The 22895-nt window shown below is 59.8% G+C and carries 22 protein-coding genes; 8 read left to right on the top strand and 14 right to left on the bottom strand.

Going from position 1 to position 22895, the window contains the following annotated elements:
• Positions 1-162 precede the first annotated feature (162 nt).
• The gene (locus tag JTP94_RS23575; protein WP_204852842.1) at positions 163-408 is read right to left on the bottom strand and encodes a hypothetical protein; all 246 of its coding nucleotides are present in this window, start codon (positions 406-408) and stop codon (positions 163-165) included.
• 79 nt (positions 409-487) lie between these two features.
• On the opposite strand from JTP94_RS23575, the gene JTP94_RS23570 reads away from it, so the two are divergent.
• Positions 488-1429: a LysR family transcriptional regulator gene (locus JTP94_RS23570; RefSeq protein WP_173410923.1), complete on the top strand. Its 942-nt coding sequence runs from the start codon at positions 488-490 to the stop codon at positions 1427-1429.
• A gap of 18 nt (positions 1430-1447) precedes the next feature.
• Here JTP94_RS23570 and JTP94_RS23565 read toward each other — a convergent pair whose 3' ends face one another.
• From JTP94_RS23565 to JTP94_RS23535, 7 genes are all read right to left on the bottom strand, one after another.
• Positions 1448-3451 carry an ASKHA domain-containing protein gene (locus JTP94_RS23565; protein WP_204853085.1) on the bottom strand — a complete coding sequence of 668 codons (2004 nt, stop codon included), beginning with the start codon at positions 3449-3451 and terminating at the stop codon, positions 1448-1450.
• Positions 3452-3496: 45 nt separating this feature from the next.
• Entirely contained in the window at positions 3497-3841 is a 345-nt protein-coding gene (locus tag JTP94_RS23560; protein WP_204852841.1) for a hypothetical protein, read from the bottom strand.
• Positions 3842-3843: 2 nt separating this feature from the next.
• Positions 3844-4812, bottom strand: coding sequence for a methyltetrahydrofolate cobalamin methyltransferase (locus JTP94_RS23555; protein ID WP_204852840.1), 969 nt, complete (start codon positions 4810-4812; stop codon positions 3844-3846).
• 94 nt (positions 4813-4906) lie between these two features.
• Positions 4907-6013, bottom strand: coding sequence for a methylenetetrahydrofolate reductase (locus JTP94_RS23550; RefSeq protein ID WP_204852839.1), 1107 nt, complete (start codon positions 6011-6013; stop codon positions 4907-4909).
• Positions 6014-6016: 3 nt separating this feature from the next.
• A complete protein-coding gene (locus JTP94_RS23545) occupies positions 6017-6595 on the bottom strand; it encodes a methylenetetrahydrofolate reductase C-terminal domain-containing protein (protein WP_204852838.1) in 579 nt (192 codons plus the stop codon).
• Positions 6588-6890: a virulence factor gene (locus tag JTP94_RS23540; protein ID WP_037202594.1), complete on the bottom strand. Its 303-nt coding sequence runs from the start codon at positions 6888-6890 to the stop codon at positions 6588-6590. The genes JTP94_RS23545 and JTP94_RS23540 overlap by 8 nt, the downstream gene beginning before the upstream one ends.
• 239 nt (positions 6891-7129) lie before the next feature.
• Positions 7130-7717, bottom strand: coding sequence for a DUF1638 domain-containing protein (locus JTP94_RS23535; RefSeq protein ID WP_204852837.1), 588 nt, complete (start codon positions 7715-7717; stop codon positions 7130-7132).
• A gap of 70 nt (positions 7718-7787) precedes the next feature.
• Between JTP94_RS23535 and JTP94_RS23530 the strand changes: the two genes are divergently transcribed.
• Positions 7788-7946 (top strand): entericidin A/B family lipoprotein, encoded by a 159-nt coding sequence (locus JTP94_RS23530; RefSeq protein ID WP_037202590.1) that lies wholly within the window; start codon positions 7788-7790, stop codon positions 7944-7946.
• Between the two features lie 66 nt (positions 7947-8012).
• Here JTP94_RS23530 and JTP94_RS23525 read toward each other — a convergent pair whose 3' ends face one another.
• Entirely contained in the window at positions 8013-8714 is a 702-nt protein-coding gene (locus tag JTP94_RS23525; RefSeq protein ID WP_034505521.1) for a corrinoid protein, read from the bottom strand.
• Between the two features lie 262 nt (positions 8715-8976).
• On the opposite strand from JTP94_RS23525, the gene JTP94_RS23520 reads away from it, so the two are divergent.
• The 3 genes from JTP94_RS23520 to JTP94_RS23510 all read left to right on the top strand — a co-directional run bounded on the left by JTP94_RS23520 (position 8977) and on the right by JTP94_RS23510 (position 12120).
• Positions 8977-10557 (top strand): trimethylamine methyltransferase family protein, encoded by a 1581-nt coding sequence (locus JTP94_RS23520; RefSeq protein WP_204852836.1) that lies wholly within the window; start codon positions 8977-8979, stop codon positions 10555-10557.
• Between the two features lie 101 nt (positions 10558-10658).
• A complete protein-coding gene (locus JTP94_RS23515) occupies positions 10659-11351 on the top strand; it encodes a 4Fe-4S dicluster domain-containing protein (protein WP_204852835.1) in 693 nt (230 codons plus the stop codon).
• 40 nt (positions 11352-11391) lie between these two features.
• Complete coding sequence (locus JTP94_RS23510; RefSeq protein ID WP_204853084.1) at positions 11392-12120, top strand: phosphodiester glycosidase family protein; 729 nt, start codon at positions 11392-11394, stop codon at positions 12118-12120.
• A 91-nt stretch (positions 12121-12211) separates the two neighbouring features.
• Here the strand turns inward: JTP94_RS23510 and JTP94_RS23505 are convergent, their stop codons facing one another.
• Complete coding sequence (locus JTP94_RS23505) at positions 12212-13426, bottom strand: glycosyltransferase family 2 protein (protein ID WP_204852834.1); 1215 nt, start codon at positions 13424-13426, stop codon at positions 12212-12214.
• A 246-nt stretch (positions 13427-13672) separates the two neighbouring features.
• On the opposite strand from JTP94_RS23505, the gene JTP94_RS23500 reads away from it, so the two are divergent.
• The gene (locus JTP94_RS23500) at positions 13673-14710 is read left to right on the top strand and encodes a glycosyltransferase family 2 protein (protein ID WP_204852833.1); all 1038 of its coding nucleotides are present in this window, start codon (positions 13673-13675) and stop codon (positions 14708-14710) included.
• A gap of 95 nt (positions 14711-14805) precedes the next feature.
• Here JTP94_RS23500 and JTP94_RS23495 read toward each other — a convergent pair whose 3' ends face one another.
• Positions 14806-16692 carry a glycosyltransferase gene (locus tag JTP94_RS23495; protein ID WP_204852832.1) on the bottom strand — a complete coding sequence of 629 codons (1887 nt, stop codon included), beginning with the start codon at positions 16690-16692 and terminating at the stop codon, positions 14806-14808.
• Positions 16693-17043: 351 nt separating this feature from the next.
• Here JTP94_RS23495 and JTP94_RS23490 point away from each other — a divergent pair, with 351 nt between their 5' ends.
• Positions 17044-18183 (top strand): hypothetical protein, encoded by a 1140-nt coding sequence (locus JTP94_RS23490; RefSeq protein ID WP_204852831.1) that lies wholly within the window; start codon positions 17044-17046, stop codon positions 18181-18183.
• Positions 18184-18342: 159 nt separating this feature from the next.
• Positions 18343-19518, top strand: coding sequence for a UDP-galactopyranose mutase (gene glf, locus JTP94_RS23485; RefSeq protein WP_204852830.1), 1176 nt, complete (start codon positions 18343-18345; stop codon positions 19516-19518).
• Between the two features lie 85 nt (positions 19519-19603).
• Here the strand turns inward: glf and bmt are convergent, their stop codons facing one another.
• From bmt to JTP94_RS23470, 3 genes are all read right to left on the bottom strand, one after another.
• On the bottom strand, positions 19604-20617 hold the full coding sequence (gene bmt, locus JTP94_RS23480; protein ID WP_204852829.1) for a betaine--homocysteine S-methyltransferase: 1014 nt from the start codon (positions 20615-20617) through the stop codon (positions 19604-19606).
• A 161-nt stretch (positions 20618-20778) separates the two neighbouring features.
• Positions 20779-21831 carry a glycine betaine/L-proline ABC transporter ATP-binding protein gene (locus JTP94_RS23475; protein ID WP_204852828.1) on the bottom strand — a complete coding sequence of 351 codons (1053 nt, stop codon included), beginning with the start codon at positions 21829-21831 and terminating at the stop codon, positions 20779-20781.
• Positions 21824-22735 carry a proline/glycine betaine ABC transporter permease gene (locus JTP94_RS23470; protein WP_204852827.1) on the bottom strand — a complete coding sequence of 304 codons (912 nt, stop codon included), beginning with the start codon at positions 22733-22735 and terminating at the stop codon, positions 21824-21826. The genes JTP94_RS23475 and JTP94_RS23470 overlap by 8 nt, the downstream gene beginning before the upstream one ends.
• Between the last annotated feature and the right edge of the window lie 160 nt (positions 22736-22895).

The raw sequence follows: 22895 nt of genomic DNA, 5'->3' as shown, positions 1-22895 counted from the left end.
TGATCCGGGAGAAGAAGGGCACGTGGCTGCCACCCGATGGGAACGGGCTCTGCATTCTGTCGACATGTCTATAGCTAATCGTTGTCATTTCCAGGTTCCTTTCGGCTTCAGATGCTCAAAAAGTCACGATCCTTGAGCAACAATATGGATCCGACCTATTCATCAATCAAACGAATAGATCTTATAGCTGCCATTAGTATTCTTGAACGATTGTGCCTTGCCGGGCTTTCGTTCGAGGGCAGACAGCGTCCGATCCGGGGGTAGGCCGCGGGCATTGACGTCATCGATCAGGTGAGCGGGAAAGCGCGCTGCAATCTCGTCGAGCGTATGCTGCGCCATCCGTTGAATTTTTCGGATATGCAAAAGGGTAAAGATGCGAGAGGCTTCGTTGAGTGCCGTGCCAGCCATGGTGTTTGCTCCTTTGCGGCTGTCTGTATCAATCTCATTGCATCCAATATGGTGCTTCGTTGACAATCAGACAAATGAAATGATATGGTGCTTAGGATCAGAAAAATTGAAGGTTGCCGATATGACCGTACCGTTCCGCCGGCCCATACCGTTGCTTGACAATGAGGTTCTGCGCACCTTTGTGGCTATTGCCGAGACCGGCAATTTCTCCACCGCCGCCGATGCGGTCTTCCGCACGCCGTCCGCTGTTTCGATGCAAATCAAGAAGCTGGAAGAGCAGCTCGGCGTGACGCTGTTCCTGCGCGACGCGCGCTCGGTCAGCCTGACGCAGCATGGCGAGATGCTGCTCTCCTATGCGCGCAATATTCTGGCCTTGTCGAACGAAGCTGTATCGCGTTTCATCATGCCCGAGCTCAGCGGCGTGGTTCGGCTCGGCGCACCTGATGATATCGGCGAGCGCCTGCTGCCGACCATTCTGAAGAGCTTTTCGGAGAGCTATCCCGGCATCATGGTGGATGTCGTCGTGGATATGAGCCTCCAGCTGAAGAAGCGCATCGAGGAGCAGCGACTGGATCTGGCGCTGATCAATTGCGCGACGCGGCCTTTCCCGACGGAAGGCGAGGTGATCTATACGGAGCGTCTCGTCTGGGCGGGCGCCAAGTGTGGCACGGCCTATCGGCGCGACCCGCTGCCAATCTCCATCTGGGAAGACGGTTGCATCTGGCGATCGGAAGCGTTGGCGCAGCTGGAACGGCAGAAGCGGCCTTACCGCGTCTCCTATCTCAGCGCCCACACGATGGCGCAGCGCGCCGCTATTGTCTCCGATCTTGCGGTCGCGCCGTTCCCACGGTCCTACATTGGTGAGGATATGGAGATCCTCGGGCCAAATGAGGGGCTGCCGGAACTCACCTCCTTCGACATTCGTCTGCTGACGGCATCGCAGATGACGGGGCCGATGAAGGCCGTGGCCGATAGCATCCGGCAGGCATTCATAGAGATCGGGCGAAAAATGGCCGCGTGAGCCGCGACCGGTTGAGCGTTACTCGCGGCTGCGCCGCCGTCTGCGGCCGCCGCCTTCACCGCCGGCACCGTCGGAAAGCTGCTTGCGCTCCGGCAATGTCACGACCTTGGACAGTTCCGGGAAGGCATCGACCTTGTTCGGCAGTGCCATGGCATAGACGAAATGCTCCTGAAATTTTGATTCAAGCGCCGTCTCTATCTTCTCGATCTTGCTGACAGTTTCCTCGATTTCACGGCGGTGGCCGCGGTTGAGCAGTGCCATGCGCGCGCCGGTGCCGGCCGCGTTGCCGACCGCCTTCACCTTGTCGAGGGTGCAATCCGGGATGAGGCCGAGCACCATGGCATATTTGGGATCGATGAAGGTGCCGAAGGCGCCTGCAAGGCCGATGCGATCGACATGCTCGACACCTTGCTTGTCCATCAGCAGCTTGACACCGGCATAAAGGGCGGCCTTGGCAAGCTGGATGGCGCGGACGTCGTTCTGCGTCACCGTAATGCGCTGTTCGCCATCGCGCAGCAGGTAGGAATAGGTGCGGCCGTTCTGCAGGATACGCGGAGAACGCGCCGTCATGCCGCCGTCGACCACGCCGTCCTCGGAAATGATACCGGTCAGGAACATCTCGGCGACCACCTCGATGATCGCCGAGCCGCAGATGCCTGTGACGCCGATAGTCGCGGCCCCTTCGTCAAAACCGGGTTCGTCCGACCAAGGCTCGATGCCAATGACGCGGTAGCGCGGTTCCAGTGTGACGGGGTCGATGCGAACGCGTTCGATGGCGCCTGGTGCTGCGCGCTGGCCGCTGGAAATCTCGGCGCCTTCGAAGGCAGGGCCGGTCGGCGAGGAGGCGGCGACGACGCGCTGACGATTGCCGAGCACGATTTCGGCATTGGTGCCGATGTCGACCAGCAGCATCATCTCATCCTGACGGTGCGGCCCTTCAGCGAGGGTGGCGGCAGCGGCGTCGGCTCCGACATGGCCGGCAATGCACGGCAGCATGTAGACGCGCGTGCCGGCATTCATCGGCAGGCCGATCTCGGCCGACCTCAGGTGTACCGCGCCTGAGACGGCGAGCGCGAAGGGTGCGCCGCCAAGCTCGGTGGGGTCGATGCCGAGGAAGAGGTGATGCATGATGGGGTTGCCGACGAAGACCGCATCGAGGATATCCTGGCGCGACACGCCGCCATCGGCGCAGACCTTGTCGATCAGCCCGTTCAGTGCCTCGCGCACGGCATTGGTCATGGCGCCCCGGCCATCCGGGTTCATCATCACATAGGAGACGCGGCTCATCAGATCCTCGCCGAAGCGGATCTGCGGGTTGGAGGTGCCGGCAGATGCCACCGTCCGGCCCGACAGCAGCGAGGAGAGATGCATGGCGATGGTGGTCGAGCCGATATCGCAGGCGATGCCATAGGCTTCGTTCTTAAGGCCAGGGTAAAGCGCGATCAGGCGAGGGTGGTCGTCCGCATGATCCTGATGGATCGCGGCAGTGACTTTCCATTCCCCCTTGCGCAGGATCGACTGCACCTGCGGGATGATGTGAAAATCCACGTCGAGATTGACGTATTTCCAATCAGCAGCCAATGCCGCCTTCAGCCGGTCGAGATCGCCTGTTGGTTTGTGCATGTCTGGTTCTTCGACCTCGACGTAGCACATATGCACGGCGGTATCGCGGGCGATGACGCGCTCGTCGACGGCTTTGCGTACCACCTGCGCATTGATCACCGTGTCCTGCGGCACATCGATGACGAGATCGCCCTGGATCAGTGCGGAGCAAGAGAGGCGGCGTCCATCCGGCAGATCGCGGACCTCCGCGTAGCGCTTTTCCTTCGGGCCGATAGGCGAAAGATGGTCGTTGGCCGAGACGATCTTGTGCTTGGCGAAATTGCCTTCCTGCACGGACACCTGGCAACGTCCGCACGTGGCGCGACCGCCGCAGACGCTCTCGACATAGACGCCGAGCTGCCGTGCGGCTTCCAGCACGGGAGTCCCGACCGGAAAGTGGCCGCGCTTACCGGAGGGCATGAAGAGCACGAGAGGATTCGCGCTGTCGCTGGCTTGGGCCACGGATCAGTCTTTCTGTTTGCTAAGGCGGCGCATGTTCGAACGAATGCGCTTGCTGTAGGGCTTGATCGCTGCCTGGGCGATCGCATCGACGGCGCGATGCGATAGGGTGCTGCTACCCATTGTCATTGCCGCAATATTCTGCTGGGTCATGGCGATATTGGTGGCAACGGCGCTTTCGGCCGCCGCCATCATCTTTTCCGAGACCATCTCGTTGAATTCCGTCATGTTGACGCCGCCGCCGGTCATTGCTGTCATCCACATTTGCGACAGGCGCATTCCAATCACCATAGGCGCCTGGATCCACAATGTGGCGAGATCGTCGGAAAGCTTTCGGCTCGGATAGGTCATCGCTATTCCCTCGCCGCGCCGGCACCGGCTCGTGCCGCGCGCCCGCCACGTCGACCGCCGCCGCCAGCCGAGGGGGCCGCAGAAGCCGGAGCGCTCGCTCCGCCTTCGGCCGGCTTGTAGTCGCGGTAGGTCATGATCCAGTTGGTGCAATTGGCGTCGGTGCCGTTCAGCACGTTGGCGGCCCGCACGGCCTCCATTTCCTGCGGGCGGCAGGGGTTCATGATGGCCGAGGTCATGCCGGCGCCGATCACCATCGGGATAAAGCCGGCGTTGATGCCATGGCGATGCGGAAGACCGAACGAGATATTGGAAAGGCCGCAGGTGGTGTTGACCTTCAGCTCGTTGCGCAGGCGGTGCAGCAGCGCGAAGACCTGGCGGCCGGCATCGCCCAGAGCGCCGATCGGCATGACGAGCGGATCGACGACGATGTCATGGGGCTTGATGCCGTAGTCCATGGCGCGTTGGACGATCTTCTTGGCAACGGCGAAGCGGACATCCGGGTCCATGGAAATGCCGGTTTCGTCGTTGGAGATGGCAACAACCGGCACGTCGTATTTCTTGATGAGCGGCAGAATGGCTTCGAGCTTTTCCTCTTCGCCGGTCACGGAATTGACCAGCGGCCGGCCCTTGGCAACCTTCAGCGCAGCTTCGATAGCGGCCGTCACCGAGCTGTCGATCGAGAGCGGCACGTCGACCAGGCCCTGGACGATTTCAAGCGTCTTCACCAGGAGGCCCGGCTCTGTCTCGTTCGGGTTGACCGAGGTGACGCCGGCATTGACGTCGAGCATGGTCGCGCCCGCGGCCACCTGTTCCAGCGCGTCCTTGATAACGGTATCGAAATTGCCCTCGATCATCTCGGCGGCCAGCTTCTTGCGCCCCGTCGGGTTGATGCGTTCGCCAATCACGCAAAAGGGCTGGTCGAAACCGATGATGATTTCGCGAGTGGCGGATGCAACGATGGTGCGCGTCATGTCTGATCCTCTGGTCAGTTGCCCGATAGAGCTGGTCTATCGTGCCGGGATGGGGGTTACAAGCCGGCCGGGCTCCTCCGCCCGCTGCTCGATTTCAATGCGTCTTGGGTGGCGGATGGTGAGCGGCGGCTTCGGCCATTTCCTGCTGGTTCTCTTCCTTGCCCCCACGGATGTGCTCCAGACGCTCGGCGATGAGCGCGTCGGTGCGGTTGGCCTCATGCTTCCATGGCTGACGGCCCTTCAAGACGCCGGATTCATGCACCATCTCGGCGACATATTCTTCCTGGCGGTAGGCCATGACATGGACACCGGAAACGCCCTCGATCTCCTTCACCTCGTTGATGATGTCGATGCAGAGCTGCTTGCCTTCCTTCTTCTGATCCTGCGCGCCTTCGATGCGTTTGATGACGGCATCGGGAATGTGCACGCCCGGCACGTTGGAGCGCATCCAGCGGGCGGTTTTCGCGGAGGCGAGGGGCCCGACGCCGACGAGAATGAAGCACTTCTCATTCAGGCCGAGGTCGCGCACCTTCTTCATGTATTCCCGGAACATCGGCACGTCGTAGCAATATTGGCTCTGGACGAATTGCGCGCCGGCCTCGATCTTCTTCGCCAGCCGATAGGGCCGGAAGTCGTGGGGCGGCGCGAAGGGATTGATGGCCGCGCCGAGAAAGACCTTCGGCGGCGATGTCAGCTTGCGCCCTGAGAGGAATTTCGCGTTGTCGCGCATGATGCGCACGGTTTCGAGCAGCGACATGCAGTCGAGATCGAAAACCGGCTTGGCGCCCGGTTGATCACCCGCCTGCACACCGTCGCCGGTCAGGCACATGATGTTGCAGACACCCATGGCAGCAGCGCCCAGCACATCGCCCTGGATGGCGATGCGGTTCTTGTCGCGGCAGGCGATCTGCATGATGGGCGCATAGCCCATGCGCGTCAGCAGCGCGCAGATGCCGACGGACGACATGTGGCAATTGGCGCCGGAGGCATCGACGGCGTTGATGCCATCCACCCAGCCGGAGAAGATCGCGGCACGTTCGTAAACGTCTTCGGGGTTGGAGCTGTCGGGCGGGTTCAATTCGGCGGTGACGGCGAATTCGCCGCGGCGGAGCACCCGCTCCAGCCGCCCGAGCGAGGAATGGCCGGGCAGAGGATCGAGCGGCAGGTGGACGCCGAGCGGATTTTCATCGATATGCGCCATCGATCAGGCTTCCCTTTTGGCCGCTTCACGGGCAGCGGCGGCTTCCGCCGTGACGCGCAGCCAGGAGGAGGTTTCACGCAGCGACTGGTTCACCGGTTTCTGCACCTTCAGGATCGCATCGCCTTGGATCATGTTTCGCGAACCGTTCCAGGCCTGCACCCAGACACAGGGCATGTCCGGCTCAACCTCGCAATTGCCATTGGCGCGCACCCCGCCGCAAGGGCCGTTGCGCAGCTGCTTCGGACAGTTCATTGGGCAGGACATGCCCGTCGACGAGAGCGCGCACTGGCCGCACATGCGACAGTCGAACAGAAAGCCCTTCACATTGCGCTCGACGAAGGTGATCGGCCGTTCGACGCGCTCATAGCCGATTTTCTTCCAGAGCGGATGAAGGAGGAGGAAAGCATCGGCGAAGCGATGGTAGAACCATTCGAGGAAGCGCGAATGGCGCACGGCCCAGAGACGGACGGTGTATTTGCGGCGGGCGCGGCGGTTGGGCGAGACGCCGGCGGGCGTATAGGCGCCGCTGGCGGCCTTCGCTCCGGGCGCCGCGTTGCCCGGCTTCTGGATGGCGTCAGCCATTGTCGCGGCCTCCGGCCTTCACCAGCGCAATCAGACGCTCCCGGTCAAAGGCCGCTTCGAGTTCGCTTGCGGCCTTGTCCGCCTCGGCTTCCAGATCGTCGGAGACAGGCACGGGATCGGCCTTGCGCCATTCGGCCAAGTAGTCGTCGGTCTCGGCCGCGCCGGTGCGCATCGCGCACATGTCGATCGCCTCGGTGAAGCGCAGCGAGAGCTCGCGCTTTGCCGTTTGCCGCCCCTTCTTGATGATCACTTGAGCCGGAATGTCCCGCCAATAGACGACAATGCGATCCGCCATGCAAAATTCTCCTCTTTAATCAAGAATGCACGTCCATCGACCCGGAGACTGCGCTCGCCACGACGCCGCCCATGCCAAAAAACGACGCGGCGCGGAAAGCACATCCCGCAACCAGCGGCAAACGTCACCGTCCTGCGGAACAGTCGGGTTTTCCGCCGCGATTCAACGCTTTCGACGCGTTGCAACATGGCGGAGTCCAACGTGGGCCGCAAGCAAGGATACGGGGTGGAATGTCGTAATCAGACGGTCAGCAATTCACGGGCAAGATCGCCATAAGCGGTGAAGCGGTATTCGTAGTCCAAGCCGAGATAGGCGGCCGCCGCCTTTGCCTTTTCCTGCAGCGTCGGATCTTCTTCCTGCGAGAGATAGACGACCTTGCGGTAATTGCCGAAATACATGTCCCGCAGTTCCGGATGCCGGTCGAGGCCGAGCGGCACGACGACGAAGGCCTCGAACTGCCGGGCGAGAAAGTCAGTGAGGAAAAACGATGTGATGTCATCCTCGCGGGCTGCAAAGGCTTCGTTGCCGCTGAAGAAGGAGTAGCAGTGCGGGCCGGAAAGGCGCTCGATGCCCTCACGCTCACAGATCTTGTCGATCATGCCGCCGGTTCCGCAATCGGCATAGCCGATGAAGATCCTCTCGAAGCCCCGCGAGCGCGCATTCGCAATGGCCTCCTCCAAAGCGGGCGCGATCTTCTGAGGGTAGGAGTGATAGATCGCGGGAAGACAGTGCAGATCGATGTGGTCGAGCTGATTTATTCTGGTGACCGCCAGTATCTCGCGCGCGATTGCGCCGCACGCGATCACATGAACTTTTCGCGTTGTCATGCGTTTATTCCGCGGAGGATTTGTCTCCGCTTTTTGTTGATCGATATCCACTCAGAGGGGGTTCCCAATCATGACTGCACCGACATTCAGCAAAATCGCCGCCGCACTCGCTGTCCTTATGGTACTCGCTTCATGCGCCAATACAATTCGCGGCGTGGGCAGGGATACGGCCAATGCCGTCAACGCGACGGAAGACGCCGGTCATACCGTTAAGAAGGCTGCCCAATAACCAATTTGGGATGCCAATGGGTCGGCGACAACCTTTCGGTTGTCGCCAGTTTGGAATCCGCTGCAATCAGGCTCGTGCAGCCAGGCTATTGTGCTTGCGCTTCATGAAGTCCTTGGCGGTCTCAACCGCCACGGCCGCATCGCGGCAATAGGCATCGGCGCCGACAGCCTTGCCGAACTCCTCGTTCAGCGGCGCGCCGCCGACGAGAACGACGTAGTCGTCGCGCATGCCCTTTTCCTTAAGCGTATCGATGACGACCTTCATGTAGGGCATGGTGGTCGTTAGCAGCGCCGACATGCCGAGAATATCAGGCTGTTCGCGCTCGATGGCGTCGAGATAGTTCTCGACGGGATTGTTGATCCCGAGGTCGATGACGTCGAAGCCCGCGCCCTCCATCATCATGCCGACGAGGTTCTTGCCGATGTCGTGAATGTCGCCCTTGACGGTGCCGATCACCATCTTGCCGAGCTTCGGAGCACCGGTCTCCACCAGCAGCGGCCGCAGGATAAACATGCCGGCCTTCATCGCATTGGCTGATAGCAGCACCTCAGGCACGAAGAGAATGCCATCGCGGAAATCGATGCCGACGATGCGCATGCCCTCCACGAGCGCTTGCGTCAGGACATCATAGGGCGTCCAGCCGCGTGCGAGGAGGATATTAGTCGCTTCCTCGATTTCCTCCTTCAACCCGTCATACAGGTCGTCATGCATCTGCTGCACGAGTTCCTCGTCCGAAAGTTCCGAGAGAATGATTTCGTCGTCAGACATGCGCTCCATCCCGTTTTCGTGCAAATGCATCAGAGGCTTGTATAAAATACTGCCTCAATAACCGATAAACCTCAACGATGACAAAACTCTTTTCGAAAGCGACGTCGCGCGGATTAATCGCGACGGACGGAAATCAGGCGATATCGTCGCGGCCATGTCTGTCCTATGCTAATTGCTGGCGCATTAAGGAACGTCCGGCCGACGGAATCGGCTAGCATAGTGTGAGGATAGACGCATTCATGCGCAGGAGCGAGGAAACATCATGGACGATATGAACGAGCAACCGGCTGCGGGCGGCGATGGCGGCGGACGACGTTCGCGCGGGGAGGGCAGAGGTGCCGCGGCAAGGCGCGCGTCGCGCAGCGGCGGTGGGCCTGGCCCTTCGCTTCCCTACATCGTCCGGAAGATCGGCGTTTACGAGGTGCTTGATGAAGAGGGCCTGCAGCTCATCGAGCGCAATGCCGATACGGTTCTGGAGGAAATCGGCATCGAATTTCGCGACGACGCGGAAGCTCTGGCGCTCTGGAAGGAGGCCGGCGCCGACGTGCGCGGGCAGCGCGTGCACTTTCCGAAAGGGCTTTGCCGCGAACTCCTGAAAACGGCACCGAAGGAATTCACCTGGCATGCGCGCAACAGCGCCCGCAACGCCCATGTCGGCGGTAAGGCGACGATCTTCGCGCCGGTCTATGGGCCGCCTTTCGTCCGTGATCTCGAAGGCAACCGCCGTTATGCGACGATCGAGGATTTCCGTAATTTCGTGAAGCTCGCCTATATGGCGCCCTCGATGCATTCGTCCGGCGGCACGGTTTGCGAGCCGGTCGACATTCCGGTTAACAAGCGCCATCTCGATATGGTCTACAGCCATATCAAATATTCCGACAAGCCGTTCATGGGCTCGGTGACGGCGCCGGAGCGCGCCGAGGATACGGTCGCCATGGCGAAGATCGTTTTCGGCGACGATTTCGTCGAGAACAACTGCGTCACGCTGAACCTCATCAACGCCAATTCGCCGATGGTCTTCGACGAGACCATGCTCGGCGCGCTGAAGGTCTATGCGCGGCACAACCAGGCTTCGGTTGTTTCCCCCTTCATCCTTTCGGGCGCCATGAGCCCTGTGACGGTCGCGGGTACGCTGACGCAGATCCTGGCCGAAGTGCTTGCCGGCGCTTCGTTCACGCAGTTGATCCGCAAGGGTTCGCCCGTGCTCTACGGCACCTTCGCGGCGTCTATCTCCATGCAGTCAGGTGCCCCGACTTTCGGCTCGCCGGAGCCGTCGCTGGTGTCCTATGGCTCCGCCCAGCTCGCGCGCCGTCTCGGCCTGCCGTTCCGTACCGGCGGCTCGCTCTGCGCCTCGAAGGTGCCGGATGCGCAGGCAGCGCATGAATCGGCCAATACCTTGAACATGACGCTGCTGGCGGGCACGAATTTCGTGCTGCATGCGGCCGGCTGGCTGGAAGGTGGTCTCGTTTCTTCCTACGAGAAGTTCATGATCGACCAGGACCAGCTCGGCATGATGCAGAAGATGGCCGAGGGCGTCGATCTCTCGGAGAACGGCCAGGCGCTGGATGCCATCCGCGAAGTCGGTCCCGGCAGCCACTATCTCGGCTGCGCCCATACGCAGGCGAATTTCCAGAGCGCCTTCTATCGCTCGGCGCTGGCCGACAACAATTCCTTCGAGCAGTGGGAAATCGAGGGACAGAAGCGTGTCGAGCAGCGCGCCAATGCGCTTTGCCGCTCCTGGCTCGACCATTACGAAGCGCCGCCGCTCGATCCTGATATCGACGAGGCACTGCTGGCCTATATCCAGAAGCGCAAGGATTCGATGCCGGACGCCTTCACTTGAAGGGAGCCCGAGGCCGCCAGGGAGCAAGGCGGAGCGATACGCGTTGCCGATCTGATCCAGAAGGAGGTCTGGCGGCCGCACTATCAATATAAGGGGCCACGGTGAACCGCGATCCCGCCATATTGAAACAGCTCCGTGCGGCGCTCGACGCCCACGGAGTTTTCGTTCGCGGTAGCCTGTCTTTCGACGCAGGCGAGGGGCCGCTGCTGGCCGACGGGGCGGCTGCGCGCAGCGTCGTCCTGCTCGGCAATGTCGGCGGCTCGATCTGGCAGCCCTTCCTACGCTGGCGGCAGTTGCCGGAGAATATCCTGCGCCGCGATCCGCTCGACGACTGGTCGAAGGCGATCATCCGGCCGATTGCTGACGAGCTCGGAGCGACGGCCTATTTTCCCTCGGATCCTCCATGGCAGCCTTTCCAGCAGTGGGCCATGCGGGCGGAGAGCCTGAAGGCCTCGCCGCTCGGCATCCTGATCCATCCGGAATACGGCCTCTGGCACGGCTATCGCGGTGCCCTGGGTTTTGTGGATATTCTAGTGGATGACGGAGCGCCGGCGCGCGGCGCGCATCCTTGCGATCATTGCCTGGATAAGCCTTGTCTCGATGCCTGTCCCGTCGATGCAGTGGCGCCCGCCGGGTTCGACGTTCAACGCTGTCGAACGCATCTGCGGACTGATGAAGGGCAATTGGGCTGCATGGCGGCAGGTTGTCTCGCGCGCAATGCCTGTCCGGTTGGGGCCAGCTATCGTTATCCTGCCGCACAGCTTGCCTTTCACATGGCGGCCCTTCAATTGTAAGAGCGGGCATCCATCCGGAGTTGTCAGCTTGATTCGATTGATGATCATCCTCGCGGTTCTTGCGTGCGCTGCCACTGCATCGGCCGGCGAGGCCTGCCGCAAGGTCGAGCATCTCGGTGATGGCTATACGGTTTGCACCTTCGATCCGGCGACCGACGATATCCAGCTTTTCCAGAATGATCGCAGCGGCAAGCCCTATGGTTCGTTCCGGGCTTTGGAAAACGATCTACGCCAGGACCGCATCTATGTTCGCTTCGCCATGAACGGCGGCATGTATCTCGACGATCAGTCCCCCGTCGGCCTCTTCGTCGAAAATGGTCGCGAGCTGAAGAGGATCAACACCAACAAGGGGTGGGGCAATTTCCACCTGTTGCCGAACGGCGTCTTTTATCTCCTGCCGGGCCGTGCCGGTGTGATGGAAAGCAAGTCCTTCGCCGCGTCCAACATCAAGCCGTTCTACGCGACCCAGTCCGGCCCGATGCTCGTCATCGACGGCAAGCTCCATCCGTCATTTCTTGCCGACAGCACCAGCTTCAAGACGCGAAACGGCGTTGGTGTCACCAACGACGGCAAGGTCGTTTTCGCGATTTCGGATGGCCCTGTCCGCTTTCATGACTTTGCGACGCTTTTCCGCGACGAGCTAAGCTGCGCGAATGCGCTGTTTCTGGACGGCAGCATTTCCAGCCTCGACATTCCTGAATGGCAAAGGCGGGACGGCCTGTTTCCACTCGGCCCGATCATCGCGGTGACCGAGTTATTGCCCGGCTGAATGCACGCCTGGCGACCGAGCTGGGATTCGGACCGGGCGTTCGCAATGCGACGCCGACAGCGGATCCAGTATCGGTCCCCGGCAGTGATCGTCAGGCAAACTGTTCGATGTAGGTCAGAATGTCGAACATGCCGTCCTTGGGTCCCGGATTGGCAGGAAAATTTTCCGTAAAGCGCAGATATGCTCTTGGCTTCCTGTCATAGCCGCCGGCCTGCGGTTCTTCCCGGATGAGATGCTCCCGGATCGAGGGCGAGAGAAGATTGATCGTGGCGTCGTCGATGATCGGTTCAAGGATGACGGGCTCGCCGTTGAAGGCGATTGCCTCCGTCGCAGCTGTTGCGATGCCCGCCAGCTTGCGGATCTGGTCGTAGGATTCGGCCGGCAGCGGCGTGGGATGATAGGCCGCCATGCGGTGGTACATGATGTAGGCTTCGACCCAGTTCTGCGCATTGACGTGCAAGCGCATCGCCACGGCCTGGCGCTGCAGCATGAAGTCCGTGATGCGCGGCATCAACGAGCCGCGATACTCCGGCGGCAGCCGGTTGTCGCGAAGCGCCTGCGATGCAAGATATTCGAGGCCGCCTCGGTAGCTGTCCCACTGGAACATGCATTCCTTGTTGCCCTGTTGCAGACGGGGGTCGTCGGAAATCGCAGTCACGCGGGCGAAGGGTTCCGGCATGAACAGCACATCGGCCTTATCCAGCGCGCGGGTGGTGTAGAGAAAGGCCCAGAAAATAAAGGGCGTCGGGCTGGATATGGATCTCGCCAGGATGTCGCGCCGGATGATCATGAATTCTGGGAAGACATGCCGTTCCAGGATGAATTCCAGCATCGAATGGAAATCGCCCTTGGCATGCCGCGAGGGGTAGGAGAGGTGATAGAAAGGCTGCATGTCTCCGCCGCCCGGCCGCCCGTCGACCAGAAGCCATGGCGCCTGGATCATGCCGATCCGCCTGTCGTCCACCATAATGTGGAGATATTCGACGACCTTTTCCGGAATCAGCAGATCGTCGTCGCCGAGGAAGACCGCATAGTGGCCGCGAGCCCGCTGCATGGCAAAGGCGTAGTTGCTGATGAAGCCGGAATTGCGTGCCCGGCGATAGGCGCTGATTTCCGGATGATGAGAGATCGACTGGATATAGGCGGCGGTGTCGTCGGTCGAGCAATCGTCGACAATGACGATTTCAAAGGGGATATCGAGCTTACGAAAAGCGTCCAGGTGGAAATTTATGTTCCGCTCAAGCAAGAACTGACGATTGAAGGTTGGAACGCAAATCGAAAGGACGGGGATTTCAGCAGAAGACATCGATTTCTCCACGGCATCGGCGCGATTCTGGGCGCGGACTTTGTCTTTTGCATAAGCCGGTTTGCTTTCGCGGGGCTGGATAGTTCGGCCTTCCTCCGATCGGGTAGGGCATCCACGCACCAGTTCAGTGCAAGTTCCGACCCCTATGCTTTTAGGGAGCGGTCCCGTGAGTTTTGATAGGTCGCGATCGCAATTTGCCGAGGTCGTTCCGCCGGAAGGATGGCTACGCAGCTTGAGGCGAATAGCATGGCCGATACCCCCAGGTCCGGCACCCATTTAGTATCAGGAGACCTTGTGAGCAAAGTCAGTGTCATCATCCCAGCCTACAACGCGCAGGACTCCCTCGGCGACATCATTACGGCTGTTCTTGAAAATCGCGAGGTTTTGGAAGTGATCATCGTTGACGACACGTCGCGCGATGCCACCGCGATGATCGTCGAACAATATGCCCGACGCGACAAGCGCGTACGGTTGCTGCGCAATCCGGAAAATCGCGGTGCCGGATACAGCCGCAATGCCGGCATGGCGGCGGCACGCGGCGATTATTACTATTTTCTCGACGCTGATGACATGATCGCCCATCGCTCGATCGACGAGGTCATCTATCACATGGAAGCCCATGGCTGCGACGTGATGGTGTTTCGGTACCGCTATGTCACCGAAAAGAACGACCGTCTGGATCCGATGCTGCCGATCGATGACGAGGCCTGGCGCCAGCTGGTTGGTGATGCGGACATCCGCGTCTTCACGCTTCAACAGTGCGGAAGGCTGCTCTTCACCGTCAATTTCCCCTGGAACAAGATCGTCAGCGCCAAGCTTTGCCGGGAAACGGGCCTGCGTTTCTCCGAGACGCGCGTCCATAACGATATCTACGCCCACTGGCATATCTATATGCATGCACAGAGGATCGGCATGATGAATCGTTATCTCATCGGTCACCGCGTCTATGAGGAGCGGGCGCAGCTTACCAACGTGTTCACTGAAAAGCGTTTCGAAATCTTCACGGCATTCGAGGAGGTGGAGGCGTTGTTCGCGCGTCTGCCTCTCATGAAACAGGCCTATTATCAGTGGTTCCTTCGCAGCAAGCTGGATCTGCTGGAATGGATATATCCGCGTCTGCCAGTCAATCTCAGGGAGCGGTTTCTCATGCTGATCACACAGTCCTATGCGGGATATGATCAGCCTGAATACAACTGCGTCCGAGCGCAGTCGCCCGAAATGGCCGAAGTATCGCTGAAGCTGAAGCGGACGCCGTATCTGGTGCTTGGCAGCTTGTCGAACTAGCCCGGCGATTCTACTCGTTGCCGGCAACAACCGGTGCAAAAAAAGAGAGGCGCAACTGGCAGAGCCGTTGCGCCTCTCTTTTTGTATGCTCAATTCTATCGGATGCTATTGAGTTCGTTGAGCCCCGACGGATCTTCGAACTCGTCGCGGCTGTAGATCGCAAAATCCGCCTCGGTCGATTCCCTGAACTTGTAGGGATTCTCGACGAGCTTCAGCAATGTCCATTGGGGGAACCTGCGGGCGATGTCGTTCGTGAACTTGCGATGCCGGACATGGGCGGCGCCGCGGATGTCGGGACCGTCGAAGTTGGAGGCATATATGACGACGTAGCGCCTTGAGAGGGAGAACAGCTGGTCGAGATAGTTGACGTAGATCGCGTCATCGATGAGGTGGTAAAGCACATCGAGAGACAAGGCGCAGTCATAGGCGTCCTCTTGGGTTTCCCAATCCAGGGACTGGTCGCCCAGCCAGATGAACTGGTAGTTCGGCTTATCCCGATACATCGCCTGCGTGCGCTCGATCACGGTCTTCGAGACGTCGAAGCCGGTATAGCGATCGAATGCGAAATATTTCAGCTGATTGCCATCGCCGGACCCCATTTCCGCAAAGGAGGAAAGCTCTTTCTTTCGGGCGAAGGAGTTGAGAAACAGGCCCTTGTAGTTGGCGAGGACATCGTAGGATCCGGCTCCCGAATTGCCGCCGGTGCGGTAGCGGGTCTCCCAATAGCCGCTGGAATCAAAGGCAAGCGGCGCGTCAGGCGTCTTTGGCTGTTGCTGCGGAGGCGGCACGGGAGCGAGCCGCTGCGCCGGCGGCATGGAGATAGGCTGCGGCTGCACCGGAAGGGGCTGCCGCATCTGCGGCGCAAAAACCTCGCCGATCGGAAGAGCAGCCTCTTGAACCTGCTGCACCGATATGGCCTGCGGCACGGTCACGGGCTGCTGCGCCTGCAGCGGGGGAGCCGGCTGTTGTACCAGCCAAAGCGGAACAGGCCGCTTGAGGTGCGAACCGGCATGTTGCTCGATCGGAGCCACAGGCGGCGGCGCGACTTCGGCCACCCGGCCGTTCATGACCATGTCCACTTCATGCAATTGTTTGGCGAGAGGAAACTTTTCGCGCACATATTGCGACCACTGATGCATCTGTCCGGAGATGATCTTCTCGACAGCCTCGTCCACCGATGAGAAACGGATTTCGTCGGGCCAGAATTCCTCCGCGCCGGGATAGTCGTGAACCACGGGCAGGGCGCCGACGGCCATCGCCTCGGCGATGTTGTATCCAAAACTCTCGTGGATGGAGGTCGACAGAATAACGCCCTTGTCGGCGAGAAAAGCAGGCATGTCCCGCTGCCAGCCGTGGAAGAAGACGTGGCGAGCGAGGCCGAGCTTCTCCGTAGTGCGCTGCAGGTAAGGCGCCATGACGAACTCTTCCTGCTCGCCGGCGACATGCAGGGTGTAGGACGGGTCCCTCTTCACCAGGGCGTGCATGATCTGCAGGAACATTGGCTGGTTCTTGCGCATGAACGGCTTGGCTGCCCAAACGATCTTCTTCTTGTCAAGCGACGGGATCGGCTTGAACTTTTCGAGATTGAGGCCGTTCCAGACGACGTGTGTGCGTGTCTTTTGCGAGAGCTGCGGCACCCTGAGCTTCAGGACGCGAAGCATGTCGTGAGATACGAGGATCAGGTCGTCGATGAAGCCAAAGTTGATGCGCGTCGGAAAATTCGATTCCACGATTTCGAAACGATGCCAGCGCGCAATGACGCGTTTGCCGAGTCGGCGGATGTTCTGATTGATCGCATGCGCGAAGAGTTCGTTGCAGAATTCGAACCAGACGATGTCGGCCCATTCCACTGCCGTTTCGATCTCTTTGTAAGTCTTCGGCTGTATCGCCAGGACTTCGTAAGTTTTTGAAAGATGATGATAGATGTCGCCGATGAAACTATCGACTTCGATGAGTATGGCCAGCTTCTTCTTCTGATGCATCTTCTTCTACCGTAAAAAGAGACGAGTGGTTGTTTGTCCCGACTTGACGGACGACACGACCGACCTTCGTGTCCGCCGAGCGCCGACATTCTTGGCAATATTCTGAACGCGTGACTGCCCCGCGTAGAAATTCCGCTTCAGACACTATGCCGACCAACTTTCGCGAGGCTGGATTGATTGCGCCTTGCGATGAGGCGCGGTCGATTCCTGCCGTAAGCTTCGCAAAAGGAATGAACGCCAAGGTGTCGACCAAACGAGTTCGATTGGGGGCGGACATTCCGGAGCTGTTTATGCAGCCGCCTTCCTCAGATCGCGCCGTTGCTTGGGTCCAGGAATAGGGGACAGTCCAACATGTCATTGGCAGCGAACAGCCTGCACACGTCCGAATATGCCGCGCGCCCGGCAAACCAGATGCGGTGGTCCGACGCGCCGCCTCTGACCCAGGAGATGCTGAGCGGCACATTCTGGGGCTTCGGCGACGTGAACCGCGGGATGTTCTCATCCTTCATGGTGCTGGCGCCGGATGGGCTGATCGGCAACTATTTTGAACCTGACGTGGATTTCTGGCATGTCATGGGCGGCCGGCTTTGCCTGATCGACCGAGATGGATTGCCGTCGGTCATTTTCGATTCCGCACATATCGAAGACGACAATCTCATGGCGCTTGCGGGGCGGGGCGTGATCGGAGGTGTCGACGCCACCTACCTGCTGGTGCCAGCCGATCATCCTCCCCATCCGCTATTTCCGACGCCTGCGGATGTCGAACGCCGCGCGACGTTCCGCGCGCAGCCCCAGCAGGGGATACGGCGTCCCAATCTTGTCGTCGTGCCCGCCAATTCGAAGTCTCTGCACCCGCGCTGGTTCGAAAAGATAGACGAAGCGACCCGCAACTGGGATCTTTGCATCGGTTATTACGGCGCCGAGGAACCGGAAGTTTCCGGTAGTCCTTACGAATATCTGGCGCATTTGCCAAAGCGCAAGAAGTTCAAGCTTCTCTACGACCTCTTTTACGAGGGCAGCCCGCTTTGGAACTATGAGCGCATATGGTTGCCGGACGACGACCTGCTGTGCAACGGTGAAGACGTCAACAGAATGTTCCACCTGTCACACAAACACGGCCTCGATCTCGCACAGCCATCGCTCAAGAAAGGCCCGGGCTGCTACCCTAACCATCCCTTGACGGTTCAGATACCCAATGGCCTGGTGCGCTATGAAGGTTTCGTCGAAATCATGTGCCCGCTCTTCTCGCAGCGTGCGCTGCAGATCTGCATCGGCTCCATGAGGGATGTCGAATCAGGCTATGGCCTCGATCACCTCTGGCCATCGTTCCTCGGGCGTCCCACGGCCCGAATGGCGATCATCGATGCCGTCGCCGTTGCCCATACGCGCCCGCTCGGCGCAACATACAATGTCAAGGCGGCGGTCGACGAGCAGGCGGCGCTGTTCAAGACATACCAGTACACGCCTCTGAAATATGCCGGCGTGTGGTGAGGTCGTGGCTGGCGCCGCCTCGTCCGGGCGATGTGGCCGCAGTTTCCTCATGTCATCGGCGCAATCCCGTGCGCCGATGCCTTGTCAGCTTCCCCAATGATCATTTTCGCACTCCACTAAAACCATCGCCGACATTGAGGGCGCCGAAAGTTTGAAAGCATGATCGATTTTTCGAAGGTAGACCTATTGATCGTCGGTGCCGGCTTCTATGGCGCGACGCTTGCGGAGCGGGTGGCAAACGAGCTTCAGAAGAACGTGCTTCTGATCGATCGCCGCAGCCATATTGGCGGCAATGCCTACAGCGAGTTCGACGGCGAGACCGGCATCGAGGTTCATCGTTACGGCGCCCATCTCTTCCACACGCCGAACGAGATGGTTTGGACCTATCTCAACAGGTTCACCGAATTTACCGACTACAAGCATCGCGTCTATTCGAGCTACCGCAACCAGGTCTACTCGATGCCGATCAACCTCGGTACCATCTCGCAGTTTTTCAGTCGGCGCCTTTCGCCGGATGAAGCGCGAGCCTTGATCGCGGAGCAGGCGGCCGAAATGGCAGGGCGCCACCCGGCGAACCTCGAAGAGAAGGCGATTTCCCTGATCGGCCGGCCGCTATACGAAGCCTTCATCCGCGGCTATACCGCCAAGCAATGGCAGACGGACCCGCGTGACCTGCCGGAACATATCATCACGCGGCTGCCGGTCCGCTACACGTTCGACAATCGGTATTTCAACGACAAATATGAAGGCCTGCCGGTCGACGGCTATACGGCCATCTTCGAGAGGATGCTGAAGCATCCGAGGATCGACATTGCTCTCGGTGTCGATTTCTTTTCGCTGAAGTCTGCTTTGCCGCCCGGTCTCCCCATCGTCTATACCGGCCCCATCGATCGCTATTTCGATTATTCCGAGGGAGAATTGGGCTGGCGCACGATCGATTTCGAGAAAGAGACCCTGAACACCGGCGATTTCCAGGGTACGGCTGTCATGAACTATGCCGACGAGACTATTCCGTACACCCGCATCCTGGAGTTCCGCCACTTCAATCCCGAGCGCAGCTATCAGACTGAAAAGACTGTTGTGGTGCGGGAGTATTCACGTTCGGCCAAACGCGCGGACGAGCCCTATTATCCGATCGACACACGGCAGGACAAGGCGGTCTTCCTGCGGTACCGCGAGCGTGCCGAGGCGGAGGCCAACGTCCATTTCGGTGGACGGCTTGGGACCTATCGCTACCTCGATATGCATCAGGCGATCGGCGCGGCCCTGAAGGCATTCGACAGCCGCGTCGTGCCGCATTTTACCGAGGGGCGCCCTCTCGGTGGCGAGAAGTAGTGAAACGCCACCGCCTTCTTGATTATTCAATTGTCATGATGGTCGCTTGCGTCAGGTTTTGAGGCCTGACGCAGCAAGTCGCCGTTTAGCTGCGGCGTCTGCGCTCACGCACCGGCGCCGTTCCGCCTTCATTGGCCGTCTTGTTGCGCATCGGGCCGATCCGTTCGACGATCACTTCCAGTGTCGGACGCGGGCCGGGCGTATAGTTGTCGAGTGCTTGGCGCATGGCGGCGAGGTGGCCGCAGGAAGTGCCGCAGCAGCCGCCGATGATCTTGGCGCCGGCGTCGCGCGCAAGGCGCGCGTAGTCGGCCATCAGCGGTGGCGTGCCGGAATAATGGATCTCGGCGCCGCGATATTCGGGGATGCCGCAGTTACCCTTGACGATCACGGTTGCCGCCGGATCGGAATCGGTCATGTCGAGCAGGCTCGACAGGATATCCGATGCGCCGACGCCGCAATTGGCGCCGACGGCGAGCGGACCTTCGCCGACGTCCTTGGCAATGCCATGAATATCCTTCGGATGCAGGCCCATCATGGTCTTGCCGGCCGTGTCGAACGAGCCCGTATAGGTATAGGGCAGGCCGACCTTGACGGCAGCTTCGGCAGCTGCGCGGATTTCCTCGGGCGAGGACATGGTCTCGATCCAGGCGACGTCGGCACCACCGGCCTGCAGGCCCTCGATCTGTTCGATGAAGGCGGAAACGGCATCTTCATAGGTCAATGCGCCAAGCGGCACCAGCAGCTCGCCTGTCGGCCCGACGGAGCCGGCGACGATGATCTTGCGGTCAGTCTTGTCGGCGACGGCACGGGCAATTTCGGCGGCAACCTTGTTCAGGCTGTGTACGCGATCCTGCGCATGGTGCAGCTTCAAGCGATGACGCGTTCCGCCGAAGGTATTGGTCAGGATGATGTCGGCGCCGGCATCAACGAAATCCTGATGCAGTTTTGCAATCCGCTCGGGGTGCTGTTCGTTCCACAGTTCCGGCGCTTCACCGGCTTCCAGACCCATGGCAAAGAGGTTTGTGCCCGTCGCGCCGTCAGCGAGGAGCACGCCTTTTTCAGCAAGAAGATCGGTCAAGGGATTGGCTGCGACGGTCATGGCGTCTTCTCCGGATATGCGGATGTTCGGTTATGAAATGCAGATATAAACATTTCTTTATATGAGTGCAACGAGCGAACAGCGATAAGCATGTTCATCTTGCATGAAGAGGAAGAGAGCGCCCTGTGCTGGGCGCTCTCCTTTATCAGATAAGGAAGTCTTTAAGCCGCCGCCATCTGTGCCGTTTCATGGGTTGTCGGCGTCACCATGGCGGAGATGATGCTTTGCAGGTCTATCGCACCGATGGGCTTGCCACTGGCGTCGGTGACGACGGCTCCGGTATGTCCGGCGTCGGTCATCTGTTTGGCGGCGATTTCCAGCGTCATGTCACCGGGTACGCGGCTGCCGCCGGGTTCACCGGAAAGCGGCTTCATGATGGTCTGAGCCTGGATGATGCGGCCGCGGTTCACTTCCTTAACGAAGGCGGTGATGTAGTCGTCCGCGGGTTTCAGCACGATCTCTTGGCCGGTTCCCTGCTGCACGACCTTGCCGTCACGCAGGATCGCGATCTTGTCGCCCAGGCGGAGTGCCTCGTCGAGATCGTGGGTGATGAAGACGACGGTCTTCTTCAGCTCCTTTTGCAGGTCGAGCAGCACGCTCTGCATGTCCACGCGGATCAGCGGATCGAGCGCCGAATAGGCTTCGTCCATCAGCAGGATATCGGCGTCATTGGTCAGAGCGCGGGCAAGCCCCACGCGCTGCTGCATGCCGCCGGAGAGCTGGTTCGGATAGTGCCTTTCGAAACCTTTGAGGCCGACACGCTCGATCCAGTATTGTCCCTTCTTCTCGCCCTCAGCACGGGGCACACCCTGAATGTCCAGGCCGTAAATGGTGTTCTCGATGACTGTGCGATGCGGCAGCAAAGCGAATTTCTGGAACACCATCGCCGTCTTGTGACGGCGGAATTCACGCAGGGCGTTTTCATTCATTTTGCAGACGTCGATGCCGTCATAGAGCACTTCGCCGGCGGTCGGCTCGATCAGCCTGTTGATATGGCGGATCAGCGTTGACTTGCCGGAGCCGGAGAGGCCCATGACGACGGTGATGGCGCCGGCCGGCATGTCTATGTTGATATCCTGCAAGCCGAGCACGTGACCGTGCGTCTCGTTGAGTTCGGTCTTGCCGGTGCCGTTCTTGACCATGTCCACGAAGTCACGCCCGCGCGGACCGAAGATTTTGTAGAGGCTTTTGATCTGGATCGCGTGACTAGCCATGAATGACCTCCGAGTGCTTCTGGAGCCGTCTGCCGTAGGCCTGGCTCGTGCGGTCGAAAATGATGGCGATTGCGACCAGTGCGAATCCGTTGAGGAAGCCGACCGTGAAGAACTGGTTGTTGATCGCCTGGAGCGTGTTCTTGCCGAGACCGCCGACACCGACCATCGATGCGACCACGACCATGGCAAGTGACATCATGATGGTCTGATTGATGCCGGCCATGATGGTGGGCAACGCGAGCGGGATCTGCACGTTGAAAAGCTTCTGGCGATGCGACGAGCCGAATGCATCGGCGGCTTCCAGCACTTCCTTGTCCACCAGGCGGATGCCGAGATTGGTCAACCGGATCATCGGTGGGACGGCATAGATGACGACAGCGATGAGGCCAGGGACCTTTCCAATGCCGAAAATCACCACGACGGGAATAAGATAGACGAAGCTCGGCATCGTCTGCATCACGTCGAGGATCGGGTTGACGATCGACTGCAGCCGGTCAGAGCGGGCCATCAATATGCCGATCGGCAGGCCGATGACGATGGCGATGAGCGTACAGACCGTCACCATCGCAAGCGTTATCATGGTGTCGCCCCAGAGGCCGCAGACGCCGATGAGCGTCATTGATATCGCAGTGCCTATGACGATCTTGAGGTTGCGGCTGGCGGCGTAGACGACGAGCATCATGACGAGAAGCACGATGAACCACGGCGTGTTGGTGAAGAGCCATTCCAGATAGTTCAGGAACCATTGCAGCGGCTGAACGATGGCGTCGATGAGATTGCCGTAGGCGCGCACGGATGCCCTGAACCCATCGTCGATATTCTTGCGTGCAAGGCGTATGAGCGATTCGTCTATTGCCGGAAAATTGCAAAGCACATCCGGCAGGATCGTACACTGAATAGCCATGTATTTCCCCTTCTTTGTCCGGTTCTGTCCCTGTCAGTGCATGTGGCCTTCATGTACGGACGGTGTTGCAGCGCTGCGACCGGTTCTTCAGGCTGCTTTTTAATTCTTACTACATTTGCCGCCGCCAATCTGCACTCGTTGCGACCTGCGGCCGCTTCGG

It is taken from the genome of Martinezella lusitana (assembly GCF_016901135.1).
In the GTDB taxonomy this organism is placed as follows: Bacteria; Pseudomonadota; Alphaproteobacteria; order Rhizobiales; family Rhizobiaceae; genus Rhizobium; species Rhizobium lusitanum_D.
This window is presented reverse-complemented; position numbering and strand designations above follow the sequence as displayed.